We start from the raw sequence: 20,226 nt of genomic DNA on the forward strand, positions 1-20,226 counted from the left end.
TGTCCACGGCCCGCTGCGCGGCGGCGCTGCCGGCGACGACCGCCGCGGCCCCGGCGCGGAGTCGCGGGAGGCCCGCTGGCCGGCGGTGCGTGCGGCCTCCGCGGCGGCGTGCCGCTCGGCCGCCTCCCGGGCCGCCTGCGCCTCGGCGGCGGCCAGCCGGTCGTACTCGGCCCGGAAGCGGGCGACCTGGGCGTCCAGATCGGCCTTCTGCGCGGCCACCCGGTCGACCAGCGCCTGCGCCTCGGCCTGCGCCTGCACGGCGGCGGCGCGGGCCCGGCCGGCCTCGTCGGTGGCCTCCTGGGCTCCGCCGAGGACGCCGTTGTTGTGGTCGGCGATGGTCTGCAGGGTGCCCACCCGGTCGAGCAGCTCGTCGGGCGAGTCGCTGGTCAGCATCGCCGACAGGGTGGTGAGCCGGTCGCCGGTCCAGGCGCTGCGGGCGACCGTGCGCACGCGGTCGCGGGCGGTGGCCAGCGCGGCCTCGGCGGCGGCGACGTCCTCGGCGGCCCGGGCGGCGGCGTCCTGGCTGGTCCGGAGCCGTTCGCGGGCCTCGTTGAACTGCTCGGTGACGACCTCGAGGTCGTGGGCCTTCGCGGCGACGAGGGCGGCGGCCTCCTGCGAGGTGGCCGGGTCGTCGGGGGCGGCGGTGGCGGCGGGGAGGGTGGTGAGGGTGAGCCCGCCGGCGGCGACGAGGCCGATCAGGATGCGGGGGACGGTGCGGCGGGCAGGGGCGTGCGAACTCGCCATGGCGGGCGGGTCTGTCCTCTCTTCCACGGCCGCCTACCGAGTTAGCTGACGGGTTCGGGAGGGAAGTCGCCCGGCGCCCTGCGGCCTGGAACAGACCGCGGGGCGCTTCACCCCAGTACTGCGGTGGGTCCCCGGTCCCTGGAGCCGGCGAGACGGGCCGGCACAGGGTTCGGCGGCGCCCGGCCGGTGTCACCAGGAGGTGACGGAACGACCCGTCCGGACGCGGTCACGCTAGGGGCGTTGCCGATCCGTGACCAACGGGGTGCCGGTTCCGCGGAGGTTCGGCCGCGACACCCCGGTCGGCGGTCACCCACCGTAATGACACGGAGCGGTCAGAGGTTGCCGCGCCGCTCCTGCTCGCGCTCGATCGCCTCGAACAGCGCCTTGAAGTTGCCCTTGCCGAAGCCGAGCGAGCCGTGCCGCTCGATCAGCTCGAAGAAGACGGTGGGCCGGTCACCGGTGGGCTTGGTGAAGATCTGCAGGAGGTACCCGTCCTCGTCGCGGTCGACCAGGATGCCGCGCGCCTGCAGCTCCTCGATCGGCACGCGGACGGCGCCGATGCGGGCCCGCAGCTCCGGGTCCTCGTAGTAGGAGTCCGGCGTCGCGAGGAACTCCACGCCCTCGGCCACCATCGCGTCGACGGAGGCGAGGATGTCGTTGGTGGCCAGCGCGACGTGCTGGGCGCCCGGGCCGCCGTAGAACTCCAGGTACTCGTCGATCTGCGAGCGCTTCTTCCCGGCCGCCGGCTCGTTGAGCGGGAACTTCACCCGGTGGTTGCCGTTGGCGACCACCTTGCTCATCAGCGCCGAGTAGTCGGTGGCGATGTCCGCCCCGATGAACTCCGCCATGTCGGTGAAGCCCATGACCCGGTTGTAGAAGTCCACCCACCGGTCCATCGCGCCGAGCTCCACGTTGCCGACGACGTGGTCGACGGCCTGGAACAGCCGCCGCGGCACCCCGGGGCGGCGCACCAGGGACGACGTCCGGGCGACGTAGCCGGGCAGGTACGGGCCGGTGTACCGGGAGCGGTCGACCAGCGAGTGCCGGGTGTCGCCGTAGGTGGCGATCGCGGCGATCCGGACGGTGCCGTGCTCGTCGGTCACGTCGTGCGGGGCCTCGAGCACCGTCGCCCCCTCCGCCGCGGCGTGCGCCACGCACCGGTCCACGTCGGGGACGGCGAGGGCGATGTCGACGATCCCGTCGCCGTGCCTCCGGTGGTGGTCGGCCAGCGGGCTGGCCGGGGAGTACGCCCCGCGGACGACGAAGCGCACCGCGCCGGAGGTCAGCACGTAGCTGCGGGCGTCGCGGTCGCCGGTCTCCGGGCCGGAGTAGGCGACCAGCTCCATGCCGAGCGCGGACTGGAAGAAGTGCGCGGTCTGGGTGGCGTTGCCGGCGATCCAGACGAGGGCGTCCCAGCCGCTGACCGGGAAAGGGTCGGTCGCGGCGTCGTGCTCCACCAGGCCGACGAGCTGGCGCAGCTGCTCGGCGGTGAGCTCGGCGAGCCGCTCCTCGTCGGTGAGGGTCTGCTCGAGGGTCCCCGGGTGCTGCGAGGCGGTCATGGCGCTCTCCCGTGTGGTCCGTACCTGGCGATGGTGCACCCAGCTCACCTCGACGCGCCGGGGATGGGCAAGATGACTCGATCGAGCTGGCCGATCCGGCCAGTTCCGGGGCGGTGTGGCGACTCGGGCTGGCCGGATCGACCAGCTGGGACGGGAGGAACGGTGGCCGACCGGCTGGACGCGCTGGACCTCGCGGTGCTCACCGCGCTCACCGAGCAGCCGCGGGCCGGCGTGCTGGAGCTCTCCCGCCGGCTGGGGGTGGCCCGCGCGACCGTGCAGGCGCGGCTGCGGCGGCTGGAGGAGACCGGGGTGGTCACCGGCTACGGCCCGGACGTCGACGTCGCTGCGGCGGGCTTCGGCGTGCAGGCGTTCGTGACCCTCGAGATCGCGCAGGGCGCGCTGGACGACGTCGCCGAGGACCTGCGGGCCATCCCGGGGGTGCTCGAGGCGCACGCGACCACCGGCTCCGGGGACGTGCTGTGCCGCCTCGCCGCGGAGTCGCACGGCGCGCTGCAGGAGACCCTGCTGCGGCTGGGCCGGTCGCCGTCGGTGGTGCGCTCGACCAGCGTCGTGGCGCTGTCGGAGCTGGTGCCGCGCCGCGTGCTGCCCCTGCTCGCCTCGGGGACGCCGCGGCCGGCCGGGCGGGCGCCGGGCTACCGCGCCGGGGCGGCCGGGGACTGAGCGACGGGGACGCCGGTGGACCGCGGCAGGGCGAGCGCGGCGGCCAGCCCCAGCCCGAGCACGGCGGTGCTGACGGCGAAGGCCACCTGGTAGGAGGCGACGTCGGTGAGCCAGCCGGCGGCCAGGGGACCGACGATGGCCCCCAGGTCGGCCGACATCTGGAACACGGCGACCACCCGGCCGCCCCGGACCGGGCTGAGGTCGCCCACCAGCGCGGCGGGCACGCTGGACAGCAGCGAGGCCGAGAGCCCGAAGACCGCCATCGACAGCAGGAACGCCCCGATCGCCGGCGGCAGCACGAGCACGGCGGTGGAGGCGGTGGCCAGCGCCGTCCCCAGGACCAGCGACGGCCGCCGTCCCCACGCGTCGGCGAGCCGGCCGGACCGCAGCAGGCCCAGCGCCTGCGCGAGGGAGCCGACGAGCAGGCCCACGCCGGCCCAGGCGACGCTGCGGCCCAGCTCCTCGGTCACGTACAGCGGCACCAGCGAGTTGCGGACGCCGAACACCACCCAGCCGACGCCCAGGTTGGCCACCAGCGCGGCCAGGTAGACCCGCGAGCGGAAGGCGGCCCGCAGCGGCAGCGGGCCGGGCTCGAGCCCCGGGGCGCCGGCCGGCGCGGGGACGCCGGGGGCCGCCGGTGCGGTCGGCGAGCGGAGGAAGAAGGTGCTGACCGCGCCGGCGACCAGCAGGAACCCGGCGTAGATCAGGAACGGCAGGCTGGGGGAGAGCTCGGCGAGCAGCCCGCCCACCGCCGGGCCGGCGATGCCGCCGAGGATGAAGCCCCCCTGGTACGTCGCGGCCGCCCGGCCCCGGTGCGTCGGCGGGGAGACCCGCAGCAGCAGCGACAGCGCGGCCACGGTGAACATGGCGCTGCCGATCCCGCCGGCCGCGCGCAGTCCCAGGAAGAGCGGGAAGGACCCGGCCAGCCCGGCCAGCCCCGTCGTCACCGCCACCGTGAGCAGCCCGATGGTGAGGACGACGCGCTCGCCGAACCGCTCCACCAGCGAGCCGCCGCTGAAGGCGGAGACGAACCGGAAGAAGGCGAACGCGCTGACGGCCAGGCCGACCGCGGTCGCGCCGACGCCGAAGGACCGCGCGAACAGCGGGATGGCGGGGGCGACGATGCCGAACCCGAGCGCGACCACGAAGGCCACGACCGACAGCACGCCGACCTCGCGGGGCAGCTCCCCGGTACCCCGCAACCGCACGAGGACCGATGCTCGCACGCGGCCCGGTCACCCCTCCGGAGGGGAGCGCGCCGCCGGGTGGTTGTCTCCTGGTGAGGCGCACGACACAGTTGGGGCGTGGATGCCGTCGGGGGGGACGGGCACGAGCCGCCGAGCGGCTCGTTCCAGGTGGTGGACGAGGCCGGTGGGCCGGTGCTGCACCTCCATGGGGACGTCGACGCCCCACTGGTGCAGCGGATGAGCCGAGCCGGGGTGGACGAGCGCGACCTGGTCGCGGTGCACGTGGCGGGACTGCAGTTCATCGACTCGACCGCGCTGTCGATGCTGGTCCGGTGGGCCCAGTCCGCGGCCGGCGCCGGGCGGCCGGCGGTCATCCGCCACCCGACGCCGCGCTTCCGGCAGGTGCTGGAGCTCACCGGGCTCTCGCCGCTGTTCGTCCTGGAGGACCCCGGCGCCTCCTGACCGGCTGCCCCGGGGACGGCGCCCCTGACCGACCCCTAGGCTCGGCGCCCGTGCCGCAGTTCTCCTTCGAAGGCCGGTCCCCGCAGGTGCACCCGGAGGCGTGGGTGGCGCCGACCGCGACCCTCGTGGGCGACGTCGTCGTCGAGGCCGGCGCGTCGGTCTGGTACGGCGTGGTGCTGCGCGCCGACTTCGGCCGGATCGTGATCCGGACCGGCGCCAACGTGCAGGACAACTCGGTGCTGCACGGCGGGGACGACCCCGAGACCGAGGTCGGCCCGGGGGCCACGGTCGGGCACATGTGCGTCGTGCACGGCGCGGTGATCGGCGCCGAGGCGCTGATCGGCAACGGCGCGACGGTGCAGGACGGCGCCCGCATCGGCGCCCGGGCGCTGGTCGGGGCGCACAGCCTGGTGCCGCCCGGCATGGTGGTGCCCGACGAGGTGATGGTGCTCGGCGTCCCCGCCCGGGTGCGTGGACCGCTCTCCGACGGCGCCCGCGGCTGGGTGGCCGGCAACCCCGGGATCTACCGGGAGCTGGCCCGCCGGCACGCCGCCGGGGTGGCGGAGATCTCCTGAGGTCCTCCGCGCGCCGGGGAGGGTCGTCATGTCGTCATGACGTATGGTTCCTCGCGACCCGGCCCACGACCCCAGGGAGCAGCCGGTGCGCATCGGGATCCTGACCGGCGGGGGCGACTGCCCCGGCCTCAACGCCGTCATCCGCTCCGTCGTCCGCACGGCGACGACCCACTACGACAGCGAGGTGCTCGGCTTCCGCGACGGCTGGCGGGGCCTGCTCGAGGACCGGACGACGCCGCTGGACGTCGCGGCCGTCGACGGGCTCCTCACCCGGGGCGGGACGACGCTCGGGTCGGCCCGCGTGGCTCCGGAGAAGCTGCACGCCGGGCTGGCGCAGATGAAGGGCGTGCTCGCCGCGCACGGCGTCGACGTGCTCGTCCCGATCGGCGGCGAGGGCACGCTGACCGCGGCGCACCTGCTCTCGCAGGCCGGCGTCCCGGTGGTCGGCATCCCCAAGACCATCGACAACGACATCGACGGCACCGACCTGACCTTCGGCTTCGACACCGCGGTCAGCATCGCCACCGACCTCATCGACCGGCTGCACACCACCGCGGAGTCGCACCAGCGGGTGCTGCTGGTCGAGGTGATGGGGCGGCACGCCGGCTGGATCGCGCTGCACGCGGGGCTGGCCTCCGGCGCGCACGTCACCCTCGTCCCCGAGGAGCCGTTCGACGTGGCCGAGGTGGCCACGATCGTCGAGGACCGCTTCGCGCGCGGGGACACCCACGTGATCGGTGTCGTCGCCGAGGGCGCCCGGCCGCTGCCGGACACGATGCGGGTCCGCGACGGCGGCGTCGACGAGTACGGCCACCGCCGGTTCACCGGCGTGGCCCAGCAGCTCGGCGACGAGCTCGAGCGGCGCACCGGCAAGGAGGTGCGCACCACCGTGCTCGGCCACGTGCAGCGCGGCGGCACCCCGACGTCGTTCGACCGGGTGCTGGCCACCCGCTTCGGGCTGCACGCCACCATCGCCGCGCACGAGGGCCGGCACGGGCAGATGGTGGCGCTGCGCGGCACCGAGATCGAGCTGGTGCCGCTCGCCGACGCCGTCGCCCGCCTGAAGACCGTCCCGCCGCGGCGCATGGCCGAGACGGGCGCCTTCACCGGCTGAGCGGCGACGGCACCGGGCCCCCGTTGCCCGGCCGGGTCGATAGCGTCCTCCTCCTGCGACGACGCGAGGAGGCCGCCCGTGCCCGAGACGACGATCCCCGGCGCGACCAGCGCGCCCGAGCTGCGCGCCCACCTCGCCGTGCCGCCGGTCGGGGACGGTCCGTGGCCCGGCGTGGTGGTCGTCCACGAGGCGTTCGGGCTCACCGACGACGTCCGCGCGCACGCCGACCGCCTGGCCGCCGCCGGCTACCTCGCCGTCGCCCCGGACCTGTTCACCGCCGGCGGCGCGGTGCGCTGCCTCAAGCGCACCTTCGGCGACCTCTTCCGGCAGGAGGGCGCCGCCTTCGGTGACCTGGAGGCCGCCCGCCGGTGGCTGGCCGACCGCCCCGACTGCACCGGCCGGGTCGGGGTCATCGGCTTCTGCATGGGCGGCGGGTTCGCGCTGCTGGCCGCCACCCGCGGTTTCGACGCGTCGGCGCCGAACTACGCGCTGCTGCCCCGCGACGCCGAGGAGGTGCTGGCCGGCGCCTGCCCGGTCGTGGCGAGCTTCGGCCGGCGGGACCGCGGCCTGCGGGGAGCGGCGCAGCGGCTGGAGGGGGTGCTCACCGGCCACGGGGTGCCCAACGACGTCCGCGAGTACCCCGACGCCGGCCACTCCTTCATGAACCGGCACAACAGCGGCCCGTTCGCCGTCCTGGAGCGGGTGGCCGGATTCGGCTACCACCACCCGTCGGCCGAGGACGCCTGGGCCCGCATCCTGCGCTTCTTCGACCAGCACCTGCGCTGAGCGGAGTCGTCGAGGTTCGGGAACCGTCCCCCGGCGACTCCGCTACCGGGGGACGACGGCGGTCTGCCGGGACCGGCGGTGGGCGGCCATCCGGACCGGCGTGTCGGCGGTGCCGTAGCCGTCGTAGCCGCCCAGCCGCTGCACCACCTCGAAGAACACCCGGTCGCCGAGCACCTCGGTGGCCAGGTGCAGGTACCCGCCGTGTGCGTCCTCCTCGTACATCAGCCCGTGCTCGCCGATCGCGGCGAGCAGGTCGGCGGGGAGGTCGAACCGGGCGTCCAGGTCGTCGACGTAGTTGGCCGGCACGGGCAGCAGTGGCGCATCGGCCGCCCGCAGCCGGCGCGCGGTCGCGACCAGGTCGTCGGTCACGAAGGCGACGTACTGCGGCTCGGGGACGCCGGGCGCCCAGCCGCCCCGCCGCAGCGCGGACACACTGAGCGCCAGCCGCACCGCGCGGTCGGGGCCGGTGACCGCGCGGGTGCGCACCAGCCCGAACGGCGCGGCCAGCTCGGTGACCTCCTGCGGCTCGAGCCCGAGCACGGCGCGGTAGAACAGCCCGGCCTCGTCGAAGGCGTCGAAGGGCTGGGCGAGCCCGACGTGGTCCACGCCGGTGATCCCCGCGCCCGCGCCCGCCGTCTGCCCGGTCGGCAGGAAGTCGGCCGGCCAGCCGTCGGGGACGGTCCGGGTGAAGAAGACCTGCGTCCCGTCGGGTGCGGCGATCGCCGAGAGCTCGGCCTCGGCCGCCCCGCGGGAGCGGGGCAGGACCGGCGCGCTCATCGCCTCGGCCCGCTCCGCCGAACGCACCGGGTCGGCGCTCTCCAGGCCGAGGGCGGCGACCGACGCGACCCCGGTGGCGGCCGGCCGGACGACGGAGGCGTTCAGGAGCACCCGCGCCCGGCCCTGCTCCCACAGCTGCACGGGCTTGGACCGGTGCTGGCCGGTGTGGGTGAAGCCGAGGGCGCCCAGCACGCCGGCGACCCGGGGTCCGGAGACGCCGTCGACGGCCAGTTCGGTGAACGACCAGCCGGTCAGCGCGGGCGCGGCCGGGGGAGGGGGCGGCCCGGCGTCCGGACGGCGCAGCGCCAGGGACTCATCGAGCCACTGCAGCGAGCGCATCGCGTCCACCGCCGTCCGGGCCGGGTCGGACTGCCGGTAGACGTCGTTGAACACCTCGAGCGACAGCGGGCCGGTGTAGCCGGCGGCGAGCACGCAGCCGAGGAAGCCGGGCAGGTCGAAGGCGCCCTGGCCGGGGAAGAGCCGGTGGTGGCGGCTCCACTGGAGGACGTCCATCCGCAGCTGCGGCGCGTCGGCCAGCTGGAGGAAGAAGATCTTGTCGCCGGGGACCTGGGCGAAGCCGGACGGGTCCCCGCCGCGGGAGAGCACGTGGAAGCTGTCCAGGCACAGCCCGAGCGCCGAGGAGCCGGCCCGGCGGACGACGTCCCACGAGCGCTCCCAGGTGGACACGGAGGTGCCCCAGGCCAGCGCCTCGTAGGCGATCCGCAGCCCGCGCTCGCCGGCGCGGGCCGCGGCGGTGGCCAGCTGCTCGGCCAGCCGGTCGGGGTCGTCGACCGCGTCGGGCGACACCGACGAGCAGACCAGCACGGTGTCGACGCCGAGCGCGGCCATGACGTCGAACTTGCACTCGGCCCGGCGCAGGTTGCGGGCGAACCGCTCCGGGTCGGTGGAGTCGAGGTCGCGGAAGGGCTGGTACAGGTCGATCGAGAGCCCGAGGTCGGCGCAGCGCCCGGCGATCTCCCCCGGCGACCACGGGGAGGCCAGCAGGTCGGGCTCGAACACCTCGACGCCGTCGAACCCCGCGGCCGCCGCCGCGGTCAGCTTGTCCTCCAGCGTGCCGGAGAGGCAGACCGTGGCGATCGCGCGCCGGCGGGCGGGCCGTTCAGCCGACACGGACGTCGCGCTCCGGTCCGGCGACCAGCGTCGTGAAGTGCGCCAGCATCCGCTCGGCATCGGGCTCCACGCCGGTGAACAGCCGGAAGGCGTCGACGGCCTGGAAGACCGCCATGCCGCCGCCGTCGAGCACCTGGCAGCCCAGCTCCCGGGCGGTGCGGACCAGCTCGGTCTCCAGCGGGCGGTAGACGATGTCGGCCACCCACAGGCCGGGGCCGAGCAGGCCGGCGTCCAGCGGCAGGCCGGGGTGCGCCGCCATGCCGGTGGGGGTGGCGTGCACCAGGCCGTCGGCGTCGCGGAGGGCCTCGGGCAGGGTGGCCGTGTCCGCACCGGCCGCGCGGTCGGCGCCGAACCGGTCGCGCAGCGCGCCGGCGAGCTCGGCGGCCCGCGCGACGTCCCTGTCGACGACGGTCAGCCGGCGGGTGCCGAGGGTGAGCAGCGCGTGCGCCACGGCGGCCCCGGCGCCACCGGCGCCGAGCAGCACGACGCGGTCCGTCCCGGCGTCGGGCAGGCCGCGGTCGAAGGCCCGAGCGAAGCCCGACCAGTCGGTGTTGTGCCCGACCGCCCGGCCGTCGCGCAGGACGACGGTGTTGACCGCGCCGAGCGCCTCGGCGTCGGGCGAGAGCTCGTCGAGGTGGGCCAGGACCATCTGCTTGCACGGGTGCGTGACGTTGAGGCCGTCGTAGCCCGCCATCCGGGCCGCGGCGAGGACGTCGCCGACGGCGGTGGCCGGCAGCCGCAGCCGGTCGAGGTCCAGCCGCCGGTAGAGGTACCGGAGACCGAGCTCGTCGGCCTCCCGCTCGTGCAGCGGCGGGGTCAGCGAGGGCCCGATGCCGGTGCCGACCAGGCCGACCAGGACACCGGGCCGGTCGGCGGGGGAGGGGAGCGCGTTCTCGGACAGGGGATGCCTCCCGGGTTCGGGCGCGGAGGGGGAGCGGGGCGGGGCCGGTGTGATCCGGTGCACCGTCGCCCCGCCAGTGTGAAACCCTCTGCAACCGGTGTCAACGACACGTTCCCCACGTCGGGGACCTCCCTGCAGCAGCGCGTTGACATTTCGATGACACCGGTTGCATAGTCGGTGCACCGCCGGTGTCGCGGCCCGGCCCCGTGGGGCCCCGGCGCCCCTGCTCAGCTCCGGAGGAGTCCCGTGCCCGAGTCCGACGACCTGCTCGCCGTCGCCCGCCCGGAGCCGGGCCCGCTCTCCGACGGCACGGCCGCCTTCCCGTTCGACCCGCCGGTGCGCGGCGCCGACGGCGAGCTGCGCTGGGACGCCCTCGTCTACGCCGTCGAGCCCGGCTACCGGCCGCTGATGCTCGACCTGCGGGTCCCCGCCGAGCGGCCGGCCGAGGGCGCGCCGCTCGTGGTGTGGGTGCACGGCGGCGGCTGGGTGCACGGCTCGCGCCGCCGGCGGGCGCCGCACCTGCACCAGAACCGGGTCGTCGAGCGCATCGTCGCCGCCGGCTTCGCCGTCGCGCTGGTCGACTACCGGCTGGCCGCCGAGGCGGCGCTCCCGGCCGGGGTGCTCGACGTGCAGGCCGCCGTGCGGTGGCTGCGGGCCCAGGCCGGCCTGTTCGGTCTCGACGGGTCCCGGGTCGCCCTGTGGGGCGAGTCGGCCGGGGCGCACCTGTCCCTGCTGGCCGGGCTCTGCCGCCGGCTGGAGGCCGAACCGCCGGTCGGCGAGGCCACCGACCGGTCCGCGGAGGTGCAGGCCGTCGTCGACTGGTACGGCCCGTCCGACCTCGTGGCGATGTCGCCGTCCCCGGTGGACGCCGAGTCCGAGGAGCTGGGGGACGGCGAGGCGGGTGGGGATGTCTTCGCGATCCTGCTGCGCGACACCACCTGGACCCGCGACGAGCTCTCGCCGGTGCGCTACGTGCGCCCCGACGGGCCGGCGGTCTTCGTGGCGCACGGCAAGGACGACCAGCTCGTCCCGGTCGAGCAGAGCCGGATCCTGCACGACGCGCTGGTCGCGGCCCGGGTCGACGCGGAGTACGTCGAGACCGCCGGCGACCACGTCTTCGTCGGTGCGCCCGTCGTCCCCGAGGTCACCGACGCGTCGATCTCCTTCCTGCGCCGCGTCCTCGCCGAGCGCCGGCTCGGCGCCCCCCGGCCACTGGATCCGCAGACCGCCGACATGGAGGAGCGCATGGCGGCCACCGGCATGTGGCCGCTGCTGGAGGCCCCGCCCGAGGTGGCCCGCGAGCGCGGGGTGGTGATGCGGCGGGACTTCTACCCGCCCCGGCCCTTCCCCCTGGTGTCGGTGGCCGACGACGTGGTCCCCGGGCCGGCCGGCGACATCCCGATCCGCGTCCAGCGGCCGCCGCAGCCCACCGACGTCACCCTGCTGTACGTGCACGGCGGCGGCTGGGTGATCGGCGACCTGGACTCGCACCAGGGCAGCGCCGCCCGGCTCGCGGCCACCGCCGGCGCCGTGGTGGTCCAGGTCGACTACCGCCTGGCCCCCGAGCACCCGTTCCCGGCCGGGCTGGACGACTGCCGCGCCGTCGCCGAGTGGGTGCTCGAGCACATCGACCGGTTCGGCGGGGACCGCTCCCGCTTCGTGGTCGCCGGCGACAGCGCCGGCGGCAACCTGGCCGCGGTGCTGACCCAGGAGTTCGTCGACCGCGGCATCCCGGTGGCCGCCCAGTTCCTCGTCTACCCGAGCACCGACCTGCGCGGCGACACGAGCGCCGACGTCCGGTCGCTGTACCTCGGGGCGGACGCCGACGCTCTGGCCGCCGACCCGCGGGTGTCACCGGTCCTGGCCCCCACCCTGGCGGCGCTGCCGCCGACCGTCATCGGGATCGGCGCCCACGACTTCCTCCACGCCGACACGCTGGACTACGCCGCCGCCCTGCGCGCCGCCGGCGTCCCGCTCGTGTTCCGCGAATTCCCCACGCTCGACCACGGGTTCTTCAGCTTCGGCTCGGTGTCCCCGGCCGCCGAGGCCGCCGCGGACCTCGTGTGCCGGGACCTGCACCGGCTGCTGCACCGTTGCACGGCATGATCGGTGTCGCTGCGGCGCGGGGTGCCGGAGGCTGACGGAACGGGAGCACGCGTGACGAACATCCGGACGGTGGCGGCGCACGCGGGGGTCTCGCCCTCGACGGTGTCGCGGGCCTTCGCGCGCCCGGAGGTGGTCGCCGAGGACGCCCGCCGGCGGGTGTTCGCCGCGGCGGCCGAGCTGGGCTACCAGCCCAACCCGGTCGCCCGCAGCCTGGCCATGGGGCGCACCGGCAACCTCGGGGTGATCGTCCCCGACATCGCCAACCCGTTCTTCACCCCGCTCATCAAGGAGGTGCAGCGGGAGGCGCGGCGCCAGGGGCGGTCGCTGTTCGTGGCCGACTCCGACGAGCACGTGGGGCAGGAGCTCGAGGTCGCGCTGGCGATGGCCCGCCAGGTCGACGGCCTGGTGCTCGCCTCCTCCCGGCTGCCGGAGGAGGACATCCGCGCGGTCGCGGCCCTCACCCCCGTGGTCACCGTCAGCCGCGTGCTGGACGGCGTCCCCGCGGTGGCGACCCCCAGCGACCAGGGCATCGGCCAGGCGGTCGCGCACCTGGTCGCCCTCGGGCACCGGCGGCTGGCCTACCTGGGCGGCCCCGAGGAGTCCTACGTGACCCCCGAGCGGCACCGCGCGCTGCTCGCCGCCGCCGAGGGCTCCGGGCTCGAGGTGGTCGACCTCGGCTCCTTCCAGCCCCGCTTCGAACCGGGCGTCCGGGCGGCCGACCTGGTGCTGGCCGCGGACGTCACCGCCGTGCTGGCCTACAACGACCAGATCGCCCTCGGCGTGGTGAGCCGGCTCTCCGAGCGCGGCGTGCGCATCCCCGGGCAGATCAGCGTCGTCGGCATCGACGACAGCTGGATCGCCGGGCTGACCCAGCCGGCGTTGACGTCGGTGCGGGTCCCGGTCGGCCGGGCGGGTGCGGTCGCCGTCCGGATGCTGGCCGAGCCGGCACCCGGCGACGGCCGGGCGCCCCGGGAGAGCCTGGCCACCGAGCTCATCGTGCGCGCCTCCACCGGACCCGCCCCCCGCTGACCCGACGGCCGACGGCCCGCTCCCCCGGGGGGAGCGGGCCGTCGTCGCGTGGCGGGGGAGACGCACGGAGCGGGCGCCCCCGGGTGCACCGGGGACGCCCGCACCGCCGGGGTGGGACTCAGGCGGCCGCGGAGGTGGTCTCCCGGGCCGAGGCGCGGCCCAGGTCGTTGAGCGGCACCTTGTGCGTCTCGCGCATGGTCAGCACCGCGATGGTCGCGACGACGGCCGCGGCGCTGGCGAAGATCGCGACCGGGACCCAGTTCTCCAGGTCCGGGCCGGCCAGGGCGGCGGCGATCGACGGGGCGAAGCCGCCCAGCGCGAAGCCGAACTGGGTGCCGACCGCGACGCCGGACATGCGCACCCGGGTGTCGAACTGCTCGCTCCACAGTGCGTAGCCGACGCCGCCGTAGGCGCTGTAGGCGACCCCGCCGAGCACGATGCCGAAGAGGAACACCAGCCCGATGTTGGCCTGGCTGACCGACCAGATGAACGGCCAGATCAGCACCGCCGGGCCGAGTGCGCCGACGACGAAGACGGGCTTGCGGCCGATCCGGTCACCGATGCGACCCCACAGCGGGATGGCGCCGAGGGCGACGACGTTGGACAGGATGAGCATCCACAGCAGGCTGGTCCGGGACAGGCCGATCGTGTTCACGCCGTAGCTGAGGCTGTAGATCGACAGGATCGTGCTGATGGTCGAGACCAGCGCGGCGAAGACGACCTTGAGCACGTCGGGCGAGTAGTGCCGGAACAGCTGCTTGAGCGGGGTCCGCGGCACCTCCTGCCGCTCCTGCTCCTCCTCGAAGGCCGGCGTCTCGTGCAGCGTCCGCCGGATCCACCAGGCGACCAGCATGACCACCGCGCTGAGCAGGAACGGGATCCGCCAGCCCCACGAGAGCAGGTCCTCGGTGGGCAGCGCGGCGATCGGGATGAAGACCGCGGTGGCGAGGATGAGGCCGAACTGGGTGCCGGCCAGCGTGAAGCTGGTGAAGAACGCCCGCCGGTTGGCCGGCGCGTGCTCCAGGGACATCGAGCTCGCGCTGGACTGCTCGCCGGACACGGCCAGGCCCTGGCAGATCCGGAGGATCAGCAGCAGCACCGGTGCGGCGAAGCCGATCTGCTCGTAGGTGGGCAGCACGCCGATGAGGAAGGTCGCGATGCCCATGCCGAAGAGCGTGATCAGCAGGACCTTCTTGCGGCCGACCTTGTCCCCGAGGTGCCCGAGGATGAACGAGCCGATGGGGCGGGCCACGTAGGCGACGCCGAAGGTGGCCAGCGAGGCGACCGTGGCGGCGGCCTCGTTGCCCTCCGGGAAGAAGATCTCCGGGAAGATCAGCGCGGCCGCGGTGCCGTAGATGAAGAAGTCGTAGTACTCCAGGGCGCTGCCGATCCACGCACTGACCGCGGCCTTCTTGGGCGTCTTCGGTCGGTGTGGCTCGTGTGCGCCGTCGGGCTCGACCAGGACGTCGGGCATGGGGTCCTCCTCGATGCGGGGACTGGGTGGCTGGGGCGCCGGCGGGCCCGCGGGGAGACAGGAACCGGGGGATCCGGCAGCGAGGCTGTTGCTGCAACCGGTTTCAGTAACCGGTTGCAGAGATGGTGCTGCCCGTCACAGCGCCTTGTCAAGAGCCCGTCGCCGGTTCGTTCGGCGTGCCCGTCGTGCGACACCGGCGGGTCCGCCGTCGCCCCCGCTGTGGAGCGAGTGACGGGCCGGGATCAGTGCAGGTGAGCGCGCCAGTCGGCCGGCACCCGGCCGCGCGGGCCGGGCGCCGGCTGGTCGTGCGGGTGGGCCGGCGGCGGGGCGAGGTCCGGCCCGGTCACGGCCTCCTCGCGGCTGAAGTCCCAGAACCAGCCCTCACCCGGCTCGAAGCTGCGGATGACGGGGTGACCGGACTCGGTGGCGTGCCGGCGCGCGTGCTGGGCCGGCGAGGAGTCGCAGCAGCCGATGTGGCCGCACTGCGCGCAGCGGCGGAGGTGGAACCACCAGCCGCCGTCGGCCTCGCACTCCACGCATCCGGTGCCGCTCGGTGGCACCGACGGGTCGATCCCCGGGGCAGCGGTCATGGCGGCGTCCCTCCGTCCGGCGGCGATCCGCGCCCACGGTAGGCGCGCGACCCCGCGCCCGCGAGGCTGTCGCCCGCGCCGTGCCGCGGACTAGCGTTGCGCCGCCGGGGGCCGCGTCCGGGTGCCCTGGCGCGCCCGACAGGAGGCCGACATGGGCAAGCCCGTCCTGCTCAGCGTGGACGACGACCCCGGGGTCTCCCGGGCCGTCGCCCGTGACCTCCGCCGCCGCTACGGCGAGGAGTTCCGGGTGCTGCGGGCCGCCTCCGGCGACGAGGCGCTCGACGCGCTGCGGGAGCTGAAGCTGCGCGGCGACCCGGTGGCCGCGGTCCTCGCCGACTACCGCATGCCCGAGATGAACGGCATCGAGTTCCTCGAGCGGGCCATGGACCTCTTCCCCCGCGCCCGCCGGGCGCTGCTGACCGCGTACGCCGACACCGACGCGGCGATCGCGGCGATCAACGTCGTCGACGTGGACTCCTACCTGCTCAAGCCGTGGAACCCGCCGGAGGAGAAGCTCTACCCGGTCGTCGACGCGATGATCGAGGCCTGGCGCGAGTCGCCGGACGCCGCGTTCGAGGGCATGAAGCTCGTCGGCCACCGCTGGTCGGCGCCGTCGTTCCGGGCGCGGGACTTCCTCGCGCGCAACGCTGTCCCCTACCGGTGGTACAGCGTCGACGAGCCGGAGGGGCAGCGGATCCTGGCGGCCGCCGGCGCCGGTCCGGACGACGTCCCGGTGGTCATCACCCCGGACGCGCAGGTGCTCCGGCACCCGAGCGAGGCCGACCTGGCCGGGGTCGCGGGCCTCGGCGTCGAGCCGCAGTCGGACTTCTACGACCTCGTCGTCGTCGGCGGCGGGCCGGCCGGCCTGGGTGCGGCGGTCTACGGGGCGTCGGAGGGGCTGCGCACCGTGCTGGTGGAGCAGGTGGCCACCGGCGGGCAGGCCGGGCAGAGCAGCCGGATCGAGAACTACCTAGGCTTCCCCGACGGCGTCTCCGGCGGCCAGCTCGCCGACCGCGCCCGCCGGCAGGCGGTCAAGTTCGGCGCGGAGCTGCTGCTGGCGCGGACCGCCGTCGCGCTGGAGACGCACGGGCCCAAGCGGGTGCTGCGCCTCGACGACGGCCGCACCATCGGCGCGCACGCCGTCGTCCTGGCCACCGGCGTCTCGTACCGCAGCCTGGGGGTGGACGGCGTCGACGACCTGACCGGGCGCGGCGTGTTCTACGGATCGGCGATGACCGAGGCCGCCGAGTGCGCCGAGCGCGACGTCTTCATCGTCGGCGGGGCCAACTCCGCGGGCCAGGCGGCGGTGTTCTTCTCGCGGTACGCGCGATCGGTCTGCCTGCTGGTGCGCGGGTCGTCGCTGGAGGCGTCGATGTCGGCGTACCTCATCGAGCAGGTGGCCGCGATCCCGGCGATCTCGGTGCGCACCTGCACCACGGTCGAGAGCGCCCACGGCGGCGAGCACCTGGAGGCACTCACGGTGCAGGACGGGCGCACCGGGCAGCGGGAGACCGTTGCGGCGAGCCACCTGTTCGTCTTCATCGGCGGGGCGCCGCGCACCGGCTGGCTGGACGGCGCGGTCGTCCGCGACGAGCGCGGCTTCATCCCCACCGGGCCGGCGCTGCTCACCGAGGGACGCCGGCCACCGGGCTGGGAGCCCGACCGCGACCCCTACTTCCTGGAGGCCAGCCTCCCCGGCGTCTTCGTCGCCGGGGACGTGCGGGCCGACTCGGTCAAGCGGGTCGCCTCGGCCGTCGGGGAGGGCGCCATGGCCGTGACGCTCGTGCACCGCTACCTGGAGGAGAGATGACGGCCTCCGACGCGCGGCTGACCCCGGCCGAGCTGCGCGAGCTGTTCCTGTTCGCCCACCTCGACGACGCGCAGCTGGCCTGGGTCGCCGAGCACGCCGACATCGTCGAGTGCCGGGCCGGCAGCGACGTCTCGGTCGAGGGCGAGCCGGCCACCTGCTTCTACGTCCTGCTCGACGGCACGATGAGCATGGTCCGGGTGGTCGGGGGCAGCGAGGTCGAGACCGTCCGGACGTCGCACCGCGGCGCCTACTCCGGCGCGGTGCAGTTCTACGTCGGCGACCGGATCGCCCAGACCTACCCGGGCACGGTGCGCGCGATCACCGACTGCCGGTTCCTCGCGCTGCCGGCCGCGGAGTTCGAGGCGGTCTTCCGGCAGTGGTTCCCGATGGCGGTGCACCTGCTGGAGGGGCTGTTCTTCGGGCAGCGCAACATCACCGAACTGGTGGCCCAGAGGGAGCGGCTGCTGGCCCTGGGCAAGCTGACCGCCGGCCTGACCCACGAGCTGAACAACCCCGCCGCGGCGGCGTCCCGGGCCGCGGCCGCGCTGCGCGACCGGGTCGCCGGCATGCGGCACAAGCTGGCCCTGCTGTCGGCCGGCCGGCTCGACGGCGCCGTGCTGCGGTCCCTCACCGGACTGCAGGAGGAGCTCGTCGCCCGCGTCAGCAGCGCTCCGGACCTGACCGCGCTGCAGCGCTCCGACCGGGAGGACGAGCTCGGCGACTGGCTGGACGACCACGACATCGGCGGGGCGTGGGAGCTGGCCGGCGTCTTCGTGTCGGCCGGCCTGGGCCCCGACGACCTCGACCGGGTCGCGGACGCGGTGGAGCCCGGGGCGCTGGAGGCGGCGCTGCGCTGGCTGTCCTACACGGTCGAGACCGAGACGCTGCTGGTCGAGATCATCGAGAGCACCGCCCGGATCTCCGGGCTGGTCGACGCCGCCCGGCAGTACTCCCAGCTGGACCGGGCGCCGCACCAGCCCACCGACGTACACGAGGGGCTGGACGCCACGCTGGTCGTGCTCGGCGCCAAGATCACGCCCGGGGTGACGGTGGTCAAGGACTACGACCGGTCGCTGCCGCCGGTGCCCGGGTACGCCGGGGAGCTCAACCAGGTGTGGACCAACCTCATCCACAACGCGCTCGACGCCATGGCGGGGGAGGGGACGCTCACCCTGCGGACCACCCGGGACGGCGACTGCGCGCTGGTCGAGGTCGCGGACACCGGCCCGGGCATCCCGGCCGACCTGCACCGCCGCGTGTTCGAGCCGTTCTTCACCACCAAGCCGGTCGGCCAGGGCACCGGTCTCGGCCTCGACGTCTCCTGGCGGATCGTGGTGAACCGGCACGGCGGGGACCTCCGCGTCCGCTCCGAGCCCGGGGACACCCGCTTCCAGGTGCTGCTGCCCCTGACCGAGGGAGCGGCCGGCCGGGTGTAGGGGCGCGGAGTCCGGCACGAGGGCGACGCGGAGGCACGGCCACCTACGCCGGGGGAGGTCCGCTCACCGGGACCCGGGCAGCGCGCGGCGCCGGCACCGCGGCCGGCTCCGCGGTCGCCCGGCACCGGGCAGCGTCCAGCGGCTGGCCGGCGGCGTCGAACAGCTCCGCCGCGCCGGCCGACAGCCGGGCGGCGCCGCCCCCGTCGCCCTCGGCCCGGGCCAGTGCCGCCCGCGCCTCGAGCAGCGCCCCCTGCCAGGCGGTGCCCTCCCACCGCGCCACGCTGCGCTCGGCGACCGTGAGCCAGTGGCGGGCGCGGTCCAGGTCGCCGGCGGCGGCGCAGGTCCGCGCCGCCGGGGCGGCCAGCATGATCGCGCAGAACGAGCACTGGTCGTCGCCCGCCGGGCCCAGGGTGGCCTCGGCCCGGTCGACGACCGCGCGTGCGCGCTCGGGGTCCTCCGCGGCCTCGATCATGGTCCCGTAGAGGCGCGGGAGCAGGCAGGGCGCGATCGTCGACCAGCGGGCCAGGGGCAGCGCGCGCTGCAGCAGCGGGGTCGCCACGGCGGGGTCCCCGCGGCGCAGGTGCACCTCGGCCAGCCGCTGCAGCGAGTGCGCCTCCCCGGCCGGCGCCTCCAGGGCGTGGTGCAGGTCGGCCGCCTCGGCCAGCTCGGCCTCGGCCAGGTCGAGGTCGCCCTTGAGCAGGGCGGCCTCGCCGCGCAGCGCCCCGGCGAAGGCCACCGCGTGGAGCAGGCCGGCCCGCTCGGCGGTCCGGCGGAGCTCGGCGGCGAGCTCGAGCACCTCGTCGTAGGGGGTGGGCCCGTAGAGCAGGTACTCCGCGACGCAGAGGTGGGAGTCGAAGAACCCGAGGGCGAGGTCCGCCCGCTGGACGCCGGCGCGCAGCTCGGCCCGGAACTGCTGGAACCACTCGCCGCGGTGGTGGGCCAGCAGCCCCTGGAGGTTGACCAGGTGCAGCCGGCTGATCACGGGGGCGTCCAGCGCGAGCCGCTGCCGGGCCTGCGCCACGGCGTCGTCGGCGGCGGCGAAGTCGCGCCGGTAGAAGGCCAGGCTCCCGCGCGCGACGAGCAGCTCGCCGTCGTTGCTGCCGCCGTCGAGCGGCAGCCCCTCCAGGGCGGCGGTGGCGGTCTCCAGGTCGCCGCGGCGGGTCGCCGCGCGGGCCAGCCGGGTGCGCACGCGGGTGCGCCGCACGGGGTCGGAGACGGCGGCCAGGGCCTCGCGGTAGGCGTCGACGGAGGCCAGGTCGCCGCAGGCCTCGAGCAGGTCGGCGCGCAGCGCGAGCAGCCGGCCGACGTCCTCACCGGTGGCCGCGGCGCGGACCTGGTCGAGGAGGACCAGCGCGTCGCGGTGGGCGCCCAGCGCGGCCTCGGTCTCCGCCGCCCGCAGCACCCACGGCACGGCCGCCGCGGCCTGCCCGGCCTGGACCAGGTGGTGCCCGATCCGGCCGGGGGAGCGGTCGAGCTGCTGCAGTGCCCGTGCCGCGGCCAGGTGCGCGGCCCGCCGTCCGCCGGGGCCGGTCCACCGCTCGAGCAGGGTCTCCCGCTGCAGCGCGTGGCCGAAGGTGAAGCCCTGCTCGGTGCGGCGCAGCAGCCGGGCGGCGAGCCCGGCGTCCAGGACGGCGTAGGCCGCCACGTCGTCCAGGCCGGTGAGCGCCAGGAACTCGTCGGTGTCGAACGACGAGCCGAGGACCGCCACGGTGGCCAGCGCCCGGAGCACCTCCGGCGCCAGGCCCGGCGGCAGCGGGGCGTGCCGGGGCGGGCTCGCCGGGTCCGCGGCCAGCGCCCGCGCCCCCTCGACGACGGCGAAGGGCAGGCCGCCGGTGGCCGCGGCCAGGGCCCGCAGCGCGGGCGG

Annotated in this window: 17 protein-coding genes and 1 riboswitch; of the genes, 9 read left to right on the forward strand and 8 right to left on the reverse strand. The window is 75.8% G+C overall.

Features of this window, described 5'->3' with window-relative positions:
• Together MY526_RS25205 and hppD are read right to left on the reverse strand one after the other, a co-directional pair.
• On the reverse strand, positions 1-744 hold a 744-nt coding region (locus MY526_RS25205), incomplete at its 3' end, for a coiled-coil domain-containing protein (RefSeq protein WP_436705330.1).
• A 15-nt stretch (positions 745-759) separates the two neighbouring features.
• A riboswitch (cyclic di-AMP (ydaO/yuaA leader) is annotated at positions 760-904 on the reverse strand.
• Positions 905-1,076: 172 nt separating this feature from the next.
• On the reverse strand, positions 1,077-2,303 hold the full coding sequence (gene hppD / locus MY526_RS25210) for a 4-hydroxyphenylpyruvate dioxygenase (protein WP_436695657.1): 1,227 nt from the start codon (positions 2,301-2,303) through the stop codon (positions 1,077-1,079).
• A gap of 162 nt (positions 2,304-2,465) precedes the next feature.
• Here hppD and MY526_RS25215 point away from each other — a divergent pair, with 162 nt between their 5' ends.
• Positions 2,466-2,984, forward strand: coding sequence for an Lrp/AsnC family transcriptional regulator (locus MY526_RS25215; protein WP_436705331.1), 519 nt, complete (start codon positions 2,466-2,468; stop codon positions 2,982-2,984).
• Here MY526_RS25215 and MY526_RS25220 read toward each other — a convergent pair.
• Entirely contained in the window at positions 2,957-4,210 is a 1,254-nt protein-coding gene (locus MY526_RS25220) for an MFS transporter (RefSeq protein ID WP_436695659.1), read from the reverse strand. The two genes, MY526_RS25215 and MY526_RS25220, sit on opposite strands and share 28 nt — an antisense overlap.
• A gap of 78 nt (positions 4,211-4,288) precedes the next feature.
• Between MY526_RS25220 and MY526_RS25225 the strand changes: the two genes are divergently transcribed.
• The 4 genes from MY526_RS25225 to MY526_RS25240 all read left to right on the forward strand — a co-directional run bounded on the left by MY526_RS25225 (position 4,289) and on the right by MY526_RS25240 (position 7,108).
• Positions 4,289-4,633, forward strand: coding sequence for an STAS domain-containing protein (locus MY526_RS25225; protein WP_436695660.1), 345 nt, complete (start codon positions 4,289-4,291; stop codon positions 4,631-4,633).
• Positions 4,634-4,683: 50 nt separating this feature from the next.
• A complete protein-coding gene (locus tag MY526_RS25230; RefSeq protein ID WP_436705332.1) occupies positions 4,684-5,208 on the forward strand; it encodes a gamma carbonic anhydrase family protein in 525 nt (174 codons plus the stop codon).
• Between the two features lie 85 nt (positions 5,209-5,293).
• Complete coding sequence (locus MY526_RS25235) at positions 5,294-6,322, forward strand: ATP-dependent 6-phosphofructokinase (RefSeq protein ID WP_436695662.1); 1,029 nt, start codon at positions 5,294-5,296, stop codon at positions 6,320-6,322.
• A gap of 78 nt (positions 6,323-6,400) precedes the next feature.
• A complete protein-coding gene (locus MY526_RS25240; protein WP_436705333.1) occupies positions 6,401-7,108 on the forward strand; it encodes a dienelactone hydrolase family protein in 708 nt (235 codons plus the stop codon).
• A 42-nt stretch (positions 7,109-7,150) separates the two neighbouring features.
• Here MY526_RS25240 and MY526_RS25245 read toward each other — a convergent pair whose 3' ends face one another.
• Positions 7,151-9,016, reverse strand: coding sequence for a bifunctional sugar phosphate isomerase/epimerase/4-hydroxyphenylpyruvate dioxygenase family protein (locus tag MY526_RS25245; RefSeq protein ID WP_436705334.1), 1,866 nt, complete (start codon positions 9,014-9,016; stop codon positions 7,151-7,153).
• A complete protein-coding gene (locus tag MY526_RS25250; protein WP_436705335.1) occupies positions 9,006-9,980 on the reverse strand; it encodes a shikimate dehydrogenase in 975 nt (324 codons plus the stop codon). The genes MY526_RS25245 and MY526_RS25250 overlap by 11 nt, the downstream gene beginning before the upstream one ends.
• A 183-nt stretch (positions 9,981-10,163) precedes the next feature.
• Here MY526_RS25250 and MY526_RS25255 point away from each other — a divergent pair, with 183 nt between their 5' ends.
• Both MY526_RS25255 and MY526_RS25260 read left to right on the forward strand, forming a co-directional pair.
• Positions 10,164-12,023 carry an alpha/beta hydrolase fold domain-containing protein gene (locus MY526_RS25255; RefSeq protein WP_436705336.1) on the forward strand — a complete coding sequence of 620 codons (1,860 nt, stop codon included), beginning with the start codon at positions 10,164-10,166 and terminating at the stop codon, positions 12,021-12,023.
• 51 nt (positions 12,024-12,074) lie between these two features.
• Positions 12,075-13,052 carry a LacI family DNA-binding transcriptional regulator gene (locus MY526_RS25260; protein ID WP_436695667.1) on the forward strand — a complete coding sequence of 326 codons (978 nt, stop codon included), beginning with the start codon at positions 12,075-12,077 and terminating at the stop codon, positions 13,050-13,052.
• Positions 13,053-13,170: 118 nt separating this feature from the next.
• Here the strand turns inward: MY526_RS25260 and MY526_RS25265 are convergent, their stop codons facing one another.
• On the reverse strand, positions 13,171-14,526 hold the full coding sequence (locus MY526_RS25265; protein WP_436695668.1) for an MFS transporter: 1,356 nt from the start codon (positions 14,524-14,526) through the stop codon (positions 13,171-13,173).
• A 242-nt stretch (positions 14,527-14,768) separates the two neighbouring features.
• Positions 14,769-15,116 carry a UBP-type zinc finger domain-containing protein gene (locus MY526_RS25270; RefSeq protein ID WP_436695669.1) on the reverse strand — a complete coding sequence of 116 codons (348 nt, stop codon included), beginning with the start codon at positions 15,114-15,116 and terminating at the stop codon, positions 14,769-14,771.
• Between the two features lie 151 nt (positions 15,117-15,267).
• On the opposite strand from MY526_RS25270, the gene MY526_RS25275 reads away from it, so the two are divergent.
• Both MY526_RS25275 and MY526_RS25280 read left to right on the forward strand, forming a co-directional pair.
• Positions 15,268-16,926 (forward strand): FAD-dependent oxidoreductase, encoded by a 1,659-nt coding sequence (locus tag MY526_RS25275; protein ID WP_436695670.1) that lies wholly within the window; start codon positions 15,268-15,270, stop codon positions 16,924-16,926.
• On the forward strand, positions 16,923-18,362 hold the full coding sequence (locus tag MY526_RS25280; RefSeq protein ID WP_436695671.1) for an ATP-binding protein: 1,440 nt from the start codon (positions 16,923-16,925) through the stop codon (positions 18,360-18,362). The genes MY526_RS25275 and MY526_RS25280 overlap by 4 nt, the downstream gene beginning before the upstream one ends.
• A gap of 43 nt (positions 18,363-18,405) precedes the next feature.
• Here the strand turns inward: MY526_RS25280 and MY526_RS25285 are convergent.
• A partial coding sequence (locus tag MY526_RS25285) for a hypothetical protein (protein WP_436705337.1) occupies positions 18,406-20,226 on the reverse strand: 1,821 nt, incomplete at its 5' end.

Source organism: Geodermatophilus sp. CPCC 205761 (assembly GCF_051383655.1).
GTDB lineage: Bacteria > Actinomycetota > Actinomycetes > Mycobacteriales > Geodermatophilaceae > Geodermatophilus.

Excerpts from the sequence above, each read along its gene's own strand:
- hppD (WP_436695657.1), bottom strand. The coding sequence starts at position 2,303 with ATGACCGCCTCGCAGCACCCGGGGACCCTCGAGCAGACCCTCACCGAC.
- MY526_RS25265 (WP_436695668.1), bottom strand. The coding sequence starts at position 14,526 with ATGCCCGACGTCCTGGTCGAGCCCGACGGCGCACACGAGCCACACCGA.
- MY526_RS25270 (WP_436695669.1), bottom strand. The coding sequence starts at position 15,116 with ATGACCGCTGCCCCGGGGATCGACCCGTCGGTGCCACCGAGCGGCACC.
- MY526_RS25275 (WP_436695670.1), top strand. The coding sequence starts at position 15,268 with ATGGGCAAGCCCGTCCTGCTCAGCGTGGACGACGACCCCGGGGTCTCC.
- MY526_RS25280 (WP_436695671.1), top strand. The coding sequence starts at position 16,923 with ATGACGGCCTCCGACGCGCGGCTGACCCCGGCCGAGCTGCGCGAGCTG.